A 15,159-nucleotide genomic window follows, 5' to 3' on the forward strand; every position below is an offset into this window, starting at 1 on the left:
GGCAAGTGTTTACAGGATGCCCCAAAAGGGAGGACGGCCATGGTGAATTTGTGTGAGGGAAGGCGGTTTACATAATAAAATGTTAAATGGTGCGTTTAAATATGTTACGTAGCCCTGATACGTGGAATTGAAAAAGTTGGGTGAAAACTAACTACGGATTAAAATTATTTATTACATTTGCTATCTTTCTGATAAACAACCAGGTGAAGTTGAGACCAAAATAGGAGTATGTGCGGGGTCTGCATCTGGCCGGTTCAGGAAAAATCATCGTATTCTAATGAAAGTCACCCTTATGAAGCTTAATTATTGTAGTGGGCTGTTGGTCATACTGCTGCCGGTTCTCCTGGCCAGCTGCGGTGGTGGTAAAACCCCCAAAAACGCACAAGGTCAGCTGATAGGTGTAAGTCCCCGGCCGAAGTACACTCCCCCCGTACCTTACGGAATGGTATACGTACCTTCCGGAACTTTTCACATGGGTCCCAGCGATGAAGATGTGAACTATGCCTATACGGCCAGGAACAAAGCCATCTCCATTTCCGGGTTTTACATGGACGCCACGGAGATCACCAACAATGAATACCGCCAGTTCGTGAACTGGGTGACGGATTCCATTGCGCACATCCTCCTCGGCCACGTGAAGAACGATAATGGCCAGGATTATGTGGACTGGAAACAGAAGATCAACTGGAAAGACCCGTCTACCTACGAAAAGATCGACGCGATGATCTATGCGCCTGACGACCGCCTGTATGGCCGGAAGGACATCGACGTGCGCAAGCTGCTTTACCACCAGGAGACTTTCAACTGGGAAAAGGCGAAGTTGCGTGAGAATAAAGACAAAGCGCGCAATACTTTCATTGAGAAAAAAGACGTAGCCATCTATCCTGATACCCTCTGCTGGATCAGGGATTTCTCGTACGCTTACAACGAGCCGATGACGCGTATGTACTTCTGGCACCCGGCATTCGACAACTACCCGGTGGTTGGCGTAACCTGGCACCAGGCCAGCACTTTCTGCGAATGGCGCAGTAAGTTCTGGGAAGACTACCGTACCTCCAAGAAACAATTCACTGAAGATAAGTTCCAGCTTCCTTCCGAAGCGCAGTGGGAATATGCAGCCCGCGGCGGCCGTGAACAGGCGCCTTATCCCTGGGGCGGTTATTATATCCGCAACAAGAAAGGCTGTTTGCTCGCTAACTTCAAACCGGGCCGCGGCAACTACCCGGAAGACGGCGGTTTTTACACCGTGCGCGCGGATGCTTACTGGCCCAACGATTACGGCCTGTACAACATGGCCGGCAACGTAGCGGAATGGACACAGGACATTTTCTACCAGAACGCTTACTCCTTCACTTCAGACATGAACCCGTACCTGCGCATGGATGTGCCGGACAACGCGGCTCCGAAAATGAAGCGGAAAACAGTGAGAGGCGGCAGCTGGAAAGACATTGGCCACTTCCTTCAGAACGGCACGCGCTCTTATGAGTACCAGGACAGTGCGAAATCCTACATCGGCTTCCGTTGCACGATCGCATTCCTGAGCAGGTCTAAAAACGATTTCAACCGCAAGTAAAAAAGGATCAATAGCTGAAAACCATCCTAGATAAACCGTAAAATCGAACAGACATGAAAGACATGGCAAACCTGAAACGAGCTTTTTACCTTTTAATCACCCATAAACTTAAATTTTAACCTATGGCTATGAATCCTAACACAGCGAAATGGCTAAACTTCTTTGTATGCGTAGGTGCATCTGTCGTGATCATCGGAGCATTATTCAAACTCCAGCACTGGCCTGGCGCTGACGTTGCGCTGATCCTCGGTCTGAGCGTGGAAGCACTCATCTTTTTCGTGTACGCATTTGTGCCGGATACCAGCCATGCGCCCGCCCCTGCAGTAGCAGCCGGAGGCAGCCCCGCACTGGCCAACATGGACAAAATGCTCCAGGAAGCAGACATCACGCCCGCCAACCTGAGCCGCCTGAGCGAAAACTTCACCAAGCTGGGCTCTACGGTAGACAAAATGCGCGATATCAGCGACGTGGTTGCTGCTACCGGCGATTACACCCAGAAAACACGCGAAGCAGCATCTGCTATCGGTAATGTAACACAAGCTTACACCAACGCAGCAGCGGCCGTTTCCACTTTCAATAACGCATCCGAATCTACCCGTAATTTCCACGAGCAGGTACAGTCCATGACCAAAAATCTGGCTTCCCTCAATGCTATCTACGAACTGGAATTGCAGGATACCAACAACCACCTCAAAGCCATGAACAGCTTCTACAGCAACCTGCTGAGCGCTTCCCAGGCTATGAGCGGCTCCGTTGACGACGCCAAGAAAACACAGGAACAAATCACCCTGCTGGCGCGCAACCTCGGTAACCTGAACACAGTTTACGGCAACATGCTCACGGCAATGCAGGGCAGATAAGGTAACGCAATAGTGACCAAACAAGACACAATCATCTAAAACTTGTAATTAACTATGGCATTACCAAAAGACCCCAGGCAGAAGATGATCAACTTCATGTACCTGGTGCTCACAGCCATGCTGGCTTTGAACGTATCCGCCGAAATTCTGAATGCATTTGACATCGTAAATAATTCAATTACTACATCCAATACCTCGATCGATAGCAAAAACAAGGTTACTTACAACCAGTTCGCAGAGCTGGTGAAGACCGATGCTGCGAAAGTGGGTCCCTTTAGAGCCAAAGCAGAAGAAGTAAAGAAACTCTCTGCCGATGCCCATACCTATATAGAAAATCTTAAAAAAGAAATCATCGCTGCAAGCGACGGCCTGAATGAAAAAGGTGAGATAAAAGGAAAGGATAACCTTGATGCTGCAACGCGCATCATGGAGAACCAGAAGAAAGGTCCCGCATTACAGCAACAGCTCCAGGGACTCAGAACAAAAATGCTCGCGCTCATCGATCCGAAAGACCGCAAGGCTTTCGAAGCGAACCTCCCGCTGAGGGTGGATGAACCGGAACAAAAAGGCGCGGTGAAAAAAAGCTGGACGACCTACCACTTCAACATGGTACCGTCTATCGCCGCTATCACCCTGCTGAGCAAGTTCCAGAACGACGTCAAGAACTCAGAGGCGATGATCATCGACAAACTGCTGTCCGAAGTGTCTGAAAAAGACTTCAAATTCGACCAGCTGGATGCATTCGTATCACTGAACTCTAAGAACTTCACTTCGGGCCAGACCCTTGAAGCCACCGTGGTAATGGGCGCTTACAGCTCCACTGTAAACCCCACCATCGTGATCAACGGCCAACCCGTAACCGCGCAGGCTGGTAAAGGCGTTTACTCCACACAGGTGGGCGCCATCGGCGAACATACCATTTCCGGTACCGTTCAGCTCACCAAACCCAACGGTGAAGTGATCACAAGGCCGTTTACCGAAACGTATAAAGTAGGTGCTTCCGCCACCTCCATTTCCGCGGACAAGATGAACGTGATCTACGCAGCGCTGCAGAACCCGATCTCCATTTCGGCTGCCGGCGTGCCTGCTGAAAAGATCGTTGCATCCGTTAGCGGTGGTGGCGCTTCCATCAGCAAAAGAGGCGCGGGCGAATTTATCGTAACCGCTTCACAACCCGGTACCAAAGCCGTGATCACCGTTTCCGCGGAGATCGACGGTAAAATGAAAACGCTGGATTCAAAAGAATTCCGTGTGAAAATGGTACCCGATCCTACGATGAAAGTAGGCGTGAGCAAAGGCCCAACCATGAAGGTAGCTGAATTCAAAGCACAGCAGGGTCTTCGTGCCGACCTGGAAGACTTCGTATTCGAAGGCGTGCGTTATGCCGTAGTAGGCTACCGCATGGCGATCGATTCAAGAGGCCGCGAGTATGTTGAGGGTGAAGCGAGTTCAGAATACTGGCCTAAAAACCCGGAGGTTATAAATGCGATCCGTACGCTGAAAGCCGGTGACCTGATATATTTTGAGAATATCAGGGTAAAAGGCCCGGACAACAAAGTACGTTCTATGCAGAACATCTCTTTCAAGCTTAACTAATATAACAAATTAATTACTGGGTTATGCGAGCAGTAATATTGAAACAAATCAGCTGGGGTGCATTTTTGGCGATCATGCTGGCTTCTACAACGGCCGATGCACAGAGCCGCCGCCGCCGCAATGCGCAACCGACTGAGGGACAGCAACAGCAGCAACCTGCACAGCAGCCTGTTACCAATCCAGCCACAGGGCGGCCTGTAAATGTGCCTCCCGCGCCGGCTGGTACAGATCCGGCCACCATGCAGCAGCAGGCCCCTCCTCCGTCTTTACGGCAGGATGGCGTCGGCACGCCCGTAGATACGCCGCGTAAATCCCTCCGCATAGATGGTGTTTCCGAGAAAAGCCCGATCCGCGACCGTGTGCCCATTACGTATGACCACATCCGCGAAGACGACAAGTTCTGGGAAAAACAGATCTGGCAGGTGATAGACATCCGCGAAAAAATGAACCTTCCCTTCCAGTACAACGTGGAAGACGAAACAGGCGTAAACCAGCTGCTGATCAATATCCTGCTCAATGCGATCAGAACGAAGGAAGTAGAAGCCTTCAGCCCTATCGACGACCGCTTCAGCACCATCATGAGTTATGATGAGATCATGGCGAAGCTGACCGGCGAAGTAAGGTCTGTAAGGAGCGTAGACCCCGTTACAGGCGAAGAAAAACTGGTGGAAACCAGGGATGAATTCAACCCTGAGACCATCAAACAATACAAGATCAAGGAAGTATGGGTGTTTGACCAGGAAGCCTCCGCGCTGAAGGTCCGCATCCTGGGTATTGCGCCCATGGTATCCCGTATCAACGACGACGGGTCCGTTCGCGCCTCCATCCCCCTCTTCTGGCTGTATTACCCCGATCTCCGCCCCGTACTGGCCAAATACGACGTTTACAACCAGAATAACGACGCAGCCACCATGACCTGGGAAGATCTTTTCGAAATGCGCTTCTTTACCAGCTTTGTAGTGAAGGAAAAGAACGCGTTCAACAGGGATATCAACAGCTATATTAAAGACGGCGTAATGCGCCTCCTGGAAGGGCAGGCCATTAAAGAGAAGATCTTTAATAAAGAACAGGATCTCTGGGAATATTAATAGCGTTAAGGTTCAAATCCTGCGAACAATAATGAAAAGCTGCCTTCCAAACGGGAGGCAGTTTTTTTATATCTTAGACCCATGCAAGAGCTCCGTTCCGCCATACATGCGCTGGTGCCGCTGCCAGACGATACCTGGGAAGCGATGGCCGCCTGCTGGCATCCCGTGGAATTCAAACGGAAAACGGTGATCACTGCCGCGGGAGACACCGAACGGTACGGCTATTTCGTGCTGGACGGGCTGCAAAGGGCTTTCAGCCTGGGGGAAGGGGAGAAAGAAGCCACGCTGATCTTCTCCTACAAAGGTTCCTTTTCAGGCATCATCGATTCTTTCTTCCTGCAGCGGCCCAGCCGCTATTACCTGGAAACGCTCACTCACAGCGCTTTCCTGCGCATCTCTTTCCCCGACGTGAGCCGCCTGATGCAACAATACCCCCTGATCGCGCACTGGGTGCACCTGAGCACGATGCACGCCATGGCCGGCGTGATGGAAAGGCTGATCGAGATACAGACGCTGGGTGCCGAACATAAATTCCGGCGCCTGCTGGCCCGCAGCCCGCATGTGCTGCAAATGATCCCGCACAAATACCTCGCTTCCTACCTCGGCATCGACCCGGCTACCTTCAGCAAGCTGCTGGGCAGCGCCCGGCTTTAAGCGGATATTCCTGGTTTGGAATCCTAACTTCAGTGTTTCAGCGGAACAGGACAAACTTCCGCTTTCATTTCCATAAAAATCTTGGCGCAGGCAAAGATTTACGCTGCCATGCAGGTTTACCTTTGGGCTGTCATTAAAAAATTGAGATCATGCCTGTTTTTCAAGCAGCCACCCTGCTGCAAAATCTTCGCAACGATGTAAACGGCCTCCTGCATGCCGCCCGGGAAAAAATTGCCGGCCAACCCCGGGCTATATTGCTGCAGCAGCCCGCTCCCGGCAGCTGGAGCGCCGCCCAGTGCCTCGACCACCTGAATGGCTACGGCCGTTTTTACCTGCCCGCTCTTGAACAAGCGATTAACAAAGCCGAAAAGAATAACTGGACAGCACTGCCCCAATTCCGCAGCGGATGGCTCGGAAACTATTTCGCCAATCTCATGCAACCCAAACCAGACGGTGCTTTGCGCTCAAAAATGAGCACCCCGAAAGGCCACCGGCCCACTCCCCAATTAGACCCCGGCGCCGTGCTCGCTGAATTTATATCGCAGCAGGAAAAAATGCTCTCCCTCCTTCAACGCGCGGCAAAGATCAACATCACCCGCCTGCGCGTGCCCACTTCTCTCTCAAGTCTTCTGAAACTCAATGCAGGAGACACTTTCCGCTTTCTCATCGCACACCAGCAACGCCACATGCTGCAGGCGCTCCGGGCCGTAAATTCCGCCACCGGCAGCACCCAAACTGCGGTTACAATGCAGTACCTCGAAGACCAGTTTCGTTAATCATAACAGCAGTAAGAAAAATCGCTTGAAAGTCAATCCTGTTGGGCATTCCAACATGTTTGCATTTTTGAGATGATAACAAATTCTTAACAACTGCTATACGTTGTTCATACTACTTTAGTAAAAGAAAATTAATCTGAAAAGATTGGTCCCGGTGAACCGGGACTGTCAAAAATAAATCTGTGTCTTTTAATGGTTAACTTGGGGAAAAGAGCCTGGTTCTCAAACCGGGCTCTCGTCATTTTATAAGGTCCTGTGATGAAGTTTCCGTGAAGTTTTTTCCTTTTCCCTTCAGGTCGCAGATCCGTGAAAATGCTGGTAGATAAGCTGGGCCTTGCTTTGACCGACTTCTTTCACCAGCTCTTCCAGCGAAAGCTGCTTCACTTTATTCACCGAACGGTAAGTTTGCAGCAGTTGTGTCGCAGTATTCGCCCCGATCCCTTTGATCCCTTCCAGCTCGTTTTTAAAGGTGCCCTTGCTTCTTTTCTGCCGGTGGAATGTAATGCCAAAGCGATGCACCTCGTCGCGGATGCGGCGGATGAGTTTCAGGCTCTCGCTGTCGTAAGGAAGTTTGATGCTTTCTTTATCGCCGGGGAAGAATATTTCTTCCTCGTTTTTCGCCAGGCCTACCACCGTCATGCTGCCGATGAGGTCCAGCTTGCGGATGCTCTCCATAGCGGCGCCCAGCTGCCCTTTACCGCCGTCTATGATCACCAGCTGGGGCAGCGGCTGCTCTTCGTTCAAAAGGCGGTTATAACGGCGGAAAACGACCTCTGACATTGAAGCGAAGTCGTTGATGCCTTCCACCGTTTTGATATTGAAATGCCGGTAATCCTTTTTGGACGCCACCCCGTCTTTGAACACCACGCAGGCGGACACAGGATAGCTGCCCTGGAAGTTCGAGTTATCGAAACATTCAATGTGTACCGGCAGCTCCTGCAGCTCAAGGTCTGCCTGCAACTGGTACAGCACTTTTTTCTTCTCCATATCCGTTTTCCCTTCCAGGTGAAGCATCTTCTTTTTTTGCAGCTCTTCGCGGAAGTAGGTCACATTCTTTTCCGAGAGATCGAGCAGTTTCTTTTTGTCGCCGCCTTTAGGAACGGTAAGCGTAACGCCTTCTTCCGGGAACTCCACTTCAAACGGCAGGATGATCTCTTTCGCCATGCTTTGGAACGCGTCGCGGAGATATGCGATGGCGTAGGCCATTACTTCCTCGTCCGTTTCTTCAAGTTTCTTTTCCAGCGTCACGGTTTTGGTGTCTGCAATGGTGCCGTTCAGTACTCGGAGATAATTGACGTATGCGAAATTGCCTTCGGAAAGAACAGTGAACACGTCTACATTGCCCACCCTGGCGCTTACGATGGTGGAGCGGCTCTGGTACGCCTGCAGGCTTTCGATCTTTTTGCGTTGTATCTCCGCCTTTTCGAATTCCATGTTCATGGCATGCTCCTGCATCTTCGCTTTGAAAATATTCAGCACGGGCGAGAGGTTGCCACGCAGGATCTCTTTTACCTGCTGCAGCCCTTCACGGTAATCGTCCTGAGTTTGCAGCCCTTCGCAGGGGCCTTTGCAGTTGCCCAGGTGGTATTCGAGGCAGACCTTGAACTTCCCTTTTTTGATATTCTGTTCGCTGAGGTTCAGGGAACAGGTGCGGAGGGGAATGTTGTAACGGATCACTTCCAGCACTTCGCGCACCCTGCCCACAGAAGTGAAGGGGCCGAGGTATTCGCTGCCGTCTTTGATGACGCGGCGCGTGAGGAACACCCGGGGGAACGGCTCGTGTTTGATGATGATGAACGGGTAGGTCTTATCATCTTTTAAGTTGATGTTGAACTTCGGCTGGAATTGTTTGATGAGGGAATTCTCCAGCAAAAACGCATCCTGCTCCGAATCCACGATGGTGAATTCGATATGATGGATAGACTCCACCAGCTTCCGCGTTTTGTAATTATCATGGTTCTTTACAAAATAGGAGCTCACCCTTTTGCGGAGGCTTTTGGCCTTCCCGATATAAAGCAATTCGCCATCGGTGCCGAAATACTTATAAATACCGGCATGCACGGGCAATGTATGGACTATCTGTTGAAACTCGGCGGCTGTCATGTATTTCTTGTTGTCGGGTGAAACCAGGCCTGTACTTCCAGGCTTTCGGGTTTCAGGAAGATGATCTTCTGGAAGGTGCTGACCCGCAGTTGTTTGTTGCGCTCGTACAGCACTTCCTGGCGGTATTCATACACCAGGTTTTTGGTGTACGACGAAACCTGCGCGGTTTTGATATGGCCCTCTTTATCCACGTCCAGTATAAGCTGGGCGGGCCAGGTCTGTTTGCCCCTGGTATGGTAAATGAAGGTGGTATCGCCATGGAACTGGTCTGCGATGGTATCGATGTTGTAGGCACCGGAAAGGGAAGGTTTGCTCACATCTGCGTCCATCAGCGGCCTGAAAAGCGCTTCCAGCCCCGTGCTGTCCTTCACCGCCAGCGAGTCCGCCTTTCCGTTTACGCGTACTACTTTGGTAATGCCTATCTGCTGCTCCTTCATCCGCGCAATTTCCTCCCAGCAGTAATTGCCGAGGGCGCGGTAGCTCTTGTCTTTCTCGAGGGATTCCGGCCTGCCGGGCTGCACGTTACAACCGGCAAGGGCCAGGGCGCAAAGGAAAATGGTCCAAACTACAGGTCTCATACAGGCAAATTTAATGGGAACAGGGGGAAAATAACGGCAAAAAATAATGCGCCGTGAAAACGGCGCATCTGATGCATGAGCAAATCTGTCGAGAGCACTAAAAAGTTTATAGCCAGGTTATTTTTTCACCGCGATCCGGCTGAGCAATACGGGATTGCTCATGGATGTATAGTCATACTGATAAATTCCTTCCACAGCGCTCACCAGCAGGCGGTTTTCACCGGCGAAAGGGATCACGTCGTAGGCGTTGAGCCCGGTCTGCATGCTGGCCGGCGATATCTTATCCGGCGAAGGCGCATTCAGGAAGCGCAGGCCATGCCCGCCTTCGCAGATGAACAGCTTGCCGTTGTCTATGCCCAGCCCGTGGGGATTGAGCATCTGGTAAGTGGCCATTCTTACAGGGCGGTCCGCATCTCTCACGTCGTACACCTGCAGTTCGTTGACGTTCCCCTGGCAGAAAGTACCTGTGCGCACGGTCACATAAGCCGTTGTTCCTTCCACCACAACCGGGTCGCAGGCCCTGATATGCGTTACGGTGGAGCGCCGCGCGGGAACGTTGGGATCTGCCAGGTCGTAGATGTGCATGGCAGCGGTGCTGCCGATGTACAGGTAATCCCCGTAAGGGAAAATAGTTTCGACCCCTCCGCCGAGCTGCACGGGCTGCGGCGCTTTCACCGGGTTGGCCGGCGTTGAGATATCATAGCTTTGCAGCCTGGAGAAGTCAACGGTGTAAAGGTGCTCTTTAGCGATGGCAAACCGGGCCATGGAACCGCCTTTTCCCGCACCCGAGCCGGCGTTGGCCTTGAAACTCGAAGAGCTGAATGCCAGCGACTGGCTGTCGTACAGCACAAAATCATCGCCTTTCGGGCTTTCGCAGGGATGGCTGTAGGTGGTATCGCGCTCTGTATAACCCACCAGCAGGGAGTCCCTCATTTGGCCGCCGGGCGTGCCCAGCCACCGGCCTCTCGCGTCTATGGAATAACCCATCACATCGTCGAACCGCTTCACGAAACGGATATCGTTCAGGTTGCTGATATCAAACACCAGCAGGTCGCGGTAGCTATCCGCATACAGTATGTTGTCCTGCACCGCTATGTCGATGTTGCCCATCACGTTCAGGAATGAAACATTCCGCGGCGCCCTGGGATCGCTGTTGTCGATGATGTGAATGCCCTGGAAAGGCTCATTCACCAGGATGTATTTCCCTTTTACATAGATCTTGCCTGTCTGGGCAATATCCCTGGCCGGAAGCGTCTGCACGGCGGCAGCTCTTATCTCGCTCAGGCCCTTGTATACAGGGATGAAAATTTTCGCTTTTGTAATGTTTTGGCAATTCTCTTTCACACAACCGCTCAGTGCCAGCAGCATCACCACTATAACGGGGATGGACAAAATTGTGCGGCGCATAGGGAGCATGGATTTCAAGGTAAAACGGGAGGGAAAACAAAAAAGTTACAGCCGGGGAAAATAAAACGGAAAGAGGCTGACGCATTGCTACGCCAGCCTCTTTGATATGAATTAATTGATCTTATACCAGTACGTTGCCGGTCATTTCAGGCGGTATGGGCAGCCCCATGAAATGCAGGATGGTAGGCGCAAGGTCTCCCAGCTTGCCATTTTTGATCGGCCCTTTGAAGTCGTGGCTGATAATGAAGAAAGGCACCAGGTTGAGGGTGTGTGCGGTGTTGGGCGTTCCATCGTCGTTGATCATGAAATCCGCATTGCCATGGTCTGCCGTGAGGAAGATCACGTAATCGTTCAGCAGCGCGGTGGTTACCACTTTGGCCACGCATGCGTCTACGGTTTCAACGGCTTTTACGGCAGCGGGCCAAACGCCGGTATGCCCCACCATGTCTGCATTCGCGAAGTTCAGGACGATGAAGTCTGCCGTGCGCTGTTCCAGCTCGGGCACGATGGCGTCCGCCAGCTCGGGGGCGCTCATCTCGGGCTTCAGGTCATAAGTGGCCACTTTGGGCGAAGGCACCAGCAGGCGTTTTTCACCGGTAAAAGGCGTTTCACGGCCGCCGGAGAAGAAGAAGGACACATGCGGGTATTTCTCCGTTTCCGCAATGCGGATCTGCGTTTTGCCATATTTCTCCAGTACTTCGCCGAGCGTCATTACCAGGTTGTCGTTATCGAAAATAACGTGCACGCCGCGGAAAGACTTGTCGTATTCCGTCATGGTGGTGTAGTTGAGCGCGAGCGGCTGCATGCCGAAGGCCGGGAACGCTTCCTGTGTAAGCACTTCGGTGATCTCGCGGCAACGGTCTGTCCGGAAGTTGAAGCACAGCACGGCATCGCCTTCCTGTATAGTGGCGATGGGCTTCTGGGCTTCGTCGGTTACGATGATGGGTTTGATGAATTCGTCGGTAATGCCTTCTGCGTAAGAGGCTTTAATGGCCGTGAGCAGGTCTTGCGTGGGAGCGCCCTGGCCCAGCACCAGCGCGTCGTAAGCGAGCTTCACCCTTTCCCAGCGCTTATCGCGGTCCATGGCGTAATAACGGCCGGTAACGGAAGCAATGCGCCCGGTGGTTTGCTGCAAGTGAGTTTGCAGGTCTTCCAGGTAGCCCAGCCCGCTTTTCGGATCGGTATCGCGGCCGTCTGTGAAGGCGTGGATGAACACTTTTTTCAGCCCGCGCGCATGTGCAATGCTGACAAGGGCTTTCAGGTGACTGATGTGGGAATGGACCCCGCCGTCGCTCACCAGGCCGATGAGGTGTAGGGCTTTATCGTTGTTGAGGGCATAGTCCATGGAAGCCTGGAGCGCTTTATTGGCGGCCAGTTCCCCGGTCCGTACGGCTACGTTGATGCGTTGCAGCTCCTGGTAAACAATCCTTCCCGCCCCGATGTTGAGGTGGCCCACTTCTGAATTCCCCATCTGTCCATCGGGTAAACCAACGTCTTCGCCGCAGGTAACCAGTGAACTGTGGGGATATTGCTCATATAAACTGTCTACAAAAGGAGTATTTGCGTGCTGGATGGCGTCTGCGGCAGGAACTTTGCCCTCGCCCCAGCCATCCATGATGATCAGGATCGCTCTTTTAGTTTCCATACTTAATTCCGTTGATGAATGAATCGGGTCGTGAAATTAATAATAACATCCCTTTCCGTATTTAAAATTTTTGTGTTGCACCGCTTAAATCGATTTAATATATCATTAGTTTTTAATGCAGAAGAACAAAGTATATAGCACAATAATGGGATATTGCTTGACCATCAACAGTTTGGCATAGTTTTAGTTCCATCAGCAGTTGATAAAAGTATAACGAATCAAAAAACGGATAATGAAAAAGTTAATCTTTGTGCTGGGGGTATTGTTGGCCGGTGGTATGTTCACAGCCTTTACCTTGATGGCCGGTCCTTTCGAGGACGTGGTAAGCGCCATCAAGCAGGGAGATGCCGCCGCGTTGAGTAAACAGCTGGACAAAACGGTAGAGATCAACATGGCCGGCAGGAATAATTCCTACAGCAAGGCACAGGCAGAGATCATCCTGAAAGATTTTTTTGCCAAGAACCAGGTGAAATCCTTCGAGATCATCCACAAGGGTGAAGGCGGCGGATCGCTCTTTGGTATTGGCAACCTGGTAACTTCCGGGGGAAATTTCAGGCTGTCGTTTTTCCTGCAAAAGAAAGGGAACGAGCTGGTTTTGAATGAATTGAGATTTGAAAGTAAATAAAGGACGATAGCTTAAGCAAAAGGAATTGAAGGCTGTCCCGGTTTAACCGGACAGCTTTTTTGTTTGTAACTTGCCCTCAACTTTGCATGGATATGTTACAGAAAGAAGCATTGGAACAATTTATCAGCAGTGCGCTGGCGGAAGACATTGGCAGCGGCGACCATTCCACCCTGGCCTCCATTCCCGCGGGCGTTCGCGGCACAGCCCAGCTGAAGATCAAAGAGAATGGCATCCTGGCCGGCATGGAAGTGGCTGAAGCTATTTTCCGCCACCTGGACCCGCAGACGCAATTCAAACCCTTCAAAAAAGACGGCGATGAAATGACCGCCGGCGAACTGGCCTTTGAAGTGCAGGCCTCCGTGCGCACCCTGCTGATGGCCGAACGCCTGGTGCTCAACTGTATGCAGCGCATGAGCGGCATCGCCTCGCTTACGCGCAGGTATACCGATAAATTGAAAGGCTACCGCACGAAAGTGCTGGATACACGCAAGACCACGCCCAATTTCCGCATGCTCGAAAAAGAAGCCGTACGCATCGGCGGCGGTGTGAACCATCGCATCGGGCTGTATGATATGATCATGCTTAAAGACAACCACATTGATTTCAGCGGCGGCATTACACCCGCTGTGAACGCTGTGGTGGCCTATTTGGAGCAACAGGGGCTGAACCTCAAAATAGAAGTGGAAGCCCGCAGCCTGGCCGATGTGCAGGAGATATTGTCCGTAGGGCAGGTGCACCGCATTATGCTGGATAATTTTACGCCTGAGCAGATACTTCCCGCCCTTGAACTGATACAGGGCCGATACGAAACCGAAGCCTCCGGCGGCATCACGCTGGAAAATGTGGAGGCTTATGCCAAAACAGGCGTGGATTTCGTATCTGTCGGCGCCATCATTCACCACGCCGTCAGCCTCGACCTGAGCCTGAAAGCAGTTATCCATCCCCACAAATAAGAACCCTTGAGGAAGATACTCATCATCATTAACCGGAAAGCCGGGACAGACCGAGAGAAGCAGATGGGCGCGGCCATCCGGCAGCAGCTGCCGGCGGAACGCTTCACCGTGGAGGTGACCTACCTGCAGTACCTTGGCCATGGGGCCGACCTTGCAAGGGAAGCCGTGAAACGCGGTGTAGACACGGTGGTGGCCGTAGGCGGCGATGGTTCCATCAACGAAATTGCACAAGGCCTGCTCGGCTCCCGGACTGCATTGGCCATTGTGCCCCTTGGCAGCGGCAACGGCCTGGCGCGCGCGCTGAAGATCCCGCTGGATGTGGTGCAGGCGCTGCAGATAGTGGCCGATGGCCGGAAAATGCCAATGGACGCAGGTTTTGCGAATGAGCACCTTTTCCTCAGCAACGCCGGCGTTGGCTTCGACGCATTGATAGCAGACCGCTTCAGGCATTCCAAAAAAAGAGGGCTGATCAATTACGCGCGGCTGGTGATCGGCGGTTTTTCCGGTTATGATCCCGCGCAATATTCCATCAATACAGACGGCGTGGAGAGTAATGAAAAGGCTTTCCTGATGACGGTGGCCAACGGCAACCAGTTCGGTTACGAATTCAAGCTGGCGCCGCAGGCCAGTGTGTTCGACGGCCTGCTGGACGTATGCCTCATGCCGCCGGTAAGGTTCTGGCACCTGCTGCCTGTGAGCCTGCATTCACTGCGCGGCACCATCAACCACAGCCGCTTTATGAAACATTTCACCGGCAAAGAAATAACAGTAAGCAGCCCGGACCTCAACTGCCTGCAGGTAGACGGGGACGCGGTGCCGCTTACAAATGGCAAAACAGTGTATTTTCGTATCGCCCCGGGCGCTTTGCAGATCATCGTTCCCAATGAGGCATAAAACTTACCGTCATGAGCAAGAAAAAAAATTCCGGCAACGGCATCGTATACTCAACCGACCCTAACTATCAATACCGGGAAGAAGAACAGCAGGAGCAGGAAACACTTGCCCCGGCTGAGCAACGCCTGAAAGTAAAGCTGGACACGAAGCAGCGCGCCGGTAAAACGGTGACGGTGGTAGACGGGTTCATCGGCAAAGAAGAAGACCTGGAGAAACTGGGCAAGGAGCTGAAAACGAAATGCGGTACCGGCGGCAGCGTGAAAGACTGGCAGATACTGATACAGGGGGATTACAGGGAGAAGGTGCTGAAGTGGCTGCGGGACTGGGGTTACAAGGTTTCATGATATAATTGAACAGCAAGAAAAAGGAAGGCTTTTACGGGCCTTCCTTTTTGTTTATGCAGAACC

General features: G+C 52.1%; 14 protein-coding genes. 10 read left to right on the forward strand and 4 right to left on the reverse strand.

The genetic code is table 11. The features are described 5' to 3' along the window. Positions 1–292: 292 nt before the first annotated feature. From R3I13_RS07195 to R3I13_RS07220, 6 genes are all read left to right on the forward strand, one after another. Positions 293–1,573 carry an SUMF1/EgtB/PvdO family nonheme iron enzyme gene (locus R3I13_RS07195; RefSeq protein WP_346317738.1) on the forward strand — a complete coding sequence of 427 codons (1,281 nt, stop codon included), beginning with the start codon at positions 293–295 and terminating at the stop codon, positions 1,571–1,573. A gap of 128 nt (positions 1,574–1,701) precedes the next feature. Next, positions 1,702–2,433, forward strand: a complete 732-nt coding sequence (gene gldL, locus R3I13_RS07200; RefSeq protein ID WP_346317248.1) for a gliding motility protein GldL — start codon at positions 1,702–1,704, stop codon at positions 2,431–2,433. Between the two features lie 54 nt (positions 2,434–2,487). After that, the gene (gene gldM / locus R3I13_RS07205; protein ID WP_346317249.1) at positions 2,488–4,029 is read left to right on the forward strand and encodes a gliding motility protein GldM; all 1,542 of its coding nucleotides are present in this window, start codon (positions 2,488–2,490) and stop codon (positions 4,027–4,029) included. A 23-nt stretch (positions 4,030–4,052) separates the two neighbouring features. After that, on the forward strand, positions 4,053–5,117 hold the full coding sequence (gene gldN, locus R3I13_RS07210) for a gliding motility protein GldN (RefSeq protein WP_346317250.1): 1,065 nt from the start codon (positions 4,053–4,055) through the stop codon (positions 5,115–5,117). An 81-nt stretch (positions 5,118–5,198) separates the two neighbouring features. After that, positions 5,199–5,771 carry a Crp/Fnr family transcriptional regulator gene (locus R3I13_RS07215; RefSeq protein ID WP_346317251.1) on the forward strand — a complete coding sequence of 191 codons (573 nt, stop codon included), beginning with the start codon at positions 5,199–5,201 and terminating at the stop codon, positions 5,769–5,771. A 149-nt stretch (positions 5,772–5,920) separates the two neighbouring features. Next, positions 5,921–6,547 carry a DinB family protein gene (locus R3I13_RS07220; protein WP_346317252.1) on the forward strand — a complete coding sequence of 209 codons (627 nt, stop codon included), beginning with the start codon at positions 5,921–5,923 and terminating at the stop codon, positions 6,545–6,547. Between the two features lie 291 nt (positions 6,548–6,838). Here R3I13_RS07220 and uvrC read toward each other — a convergent pair whose 3' ends face one another. From uvrC to gpmI, 4 genes are all read right to left on the reverse strand, one after another. Further along, positions 6,839–8,650, reverse strand: a complete 1,812-nt coding sequence (gene uvrC / locus R3I13_RS07225) for an excinuclease ABC subunit UvrC (protein WP_346317253.1) — start codon at positions 8,648–8,650, stop codon at positions 6,839–6,841. Continuing rightward, positions 8,647–9,228: a hypothetical protein gene (locus R3I13_RS07230; RefSeq protein WP_346317254.1), complete on the reverse strand. Its 582-nt coding sequence runs from the start codon at positions 9,226–9,228 to the stop codon at positions 8,647–8,649. The genes uvrC and R3I13_RS07230 overlap by 4 nt, the downstream gene beginning before the upstream one ends. A 117-nt stretch (positions 9,229–9,345) precedes the next feature. Continuing rightward, entirely contained in the window at positions 9,346–10,635 is a 1,290-nt protein-coding gene (locus R3I13_RS07235) for a hypothetical protein (protein WP_346317255.1), read from the reverse strand. 121 nt (positions 10,636–10,756) lie between these two features. Further along, positions 10,757–12,280 (reverse strand): 2,3-bisphosphoglycerate-independent phosphoglycerate mutase, encoded by a 1,524-nt coding sequence (gene gpmI, locus R3I13_RS07240; protein ID WP_346317256.1) that lies wholly within the window; start codon positions 12,278–12,280, stop codon positions 10,757–10,759. Positions 12,281–12,512: 232 nt separating this feature from the next. Between gpmI and R3I13_RS07245 the strand changes: the two genes are divergently transcribed. From R3I13_RS07245 to R3I13_RS07260, 4 genes are all read left to right on the forward strand, one after another. Beyond that, entirely contained in the window at positions 12,513–12,905 is a 393-nt protein-coding gene (locus R3I13_RS07245; RefSeq protein WP_346317257.1) for a DUF4783 domain-containing protein, read from the forward strand. A gap of 92 nt (positions 12,906–12,997) precedes the next feature. Beyond that, positions 12,998–13,858, forward strand: coding sequence for a carboxylating nicotinate-nucleotide diphosphorylase (gene nadC / locus R3I13_RS07250; RefSeq protein ID WP_346317258.1), 861 nt, complete (start codon positions 12,998–13,000; stop codon positions 13,856–13,858). Between the two features lie 6 nt (positions 13,859–13,864). Beyond that, positions 13,865–14,752, forward strand: a complete 888-nt coding sequence (locus R3I13_RS07255; RefSeq protein WP_346317259.1) for a diacylglycerol kinase family protein — start codon at positions 13,865–13,867, stop codon at positions 14,750–14,752. An 11-nt stretch (positions 14,753–14,763) separates the two neighbouring features. Continuing rightward, positions 14,764–15,096, forward strand: a complete 333-nt coding sequence (locus R3I13_RS07260) for a translation initiation factor (RefSeq protein ID WP_346317260.1) — start codon at positions 14,764–14,766, stop codon at positions 15,094–15,096. Positions 15,097–15,159 lie beyond the last annotated feature (63 nt).

Source organism: Chitinophaga sp. YIM B06452, assembly GCF_039655965.1.
Lineage (GTDB): Bacteria > Bacteroidota > Bacteroidia > Chitinophagales > Chitinophagaceae > Chitinophaga.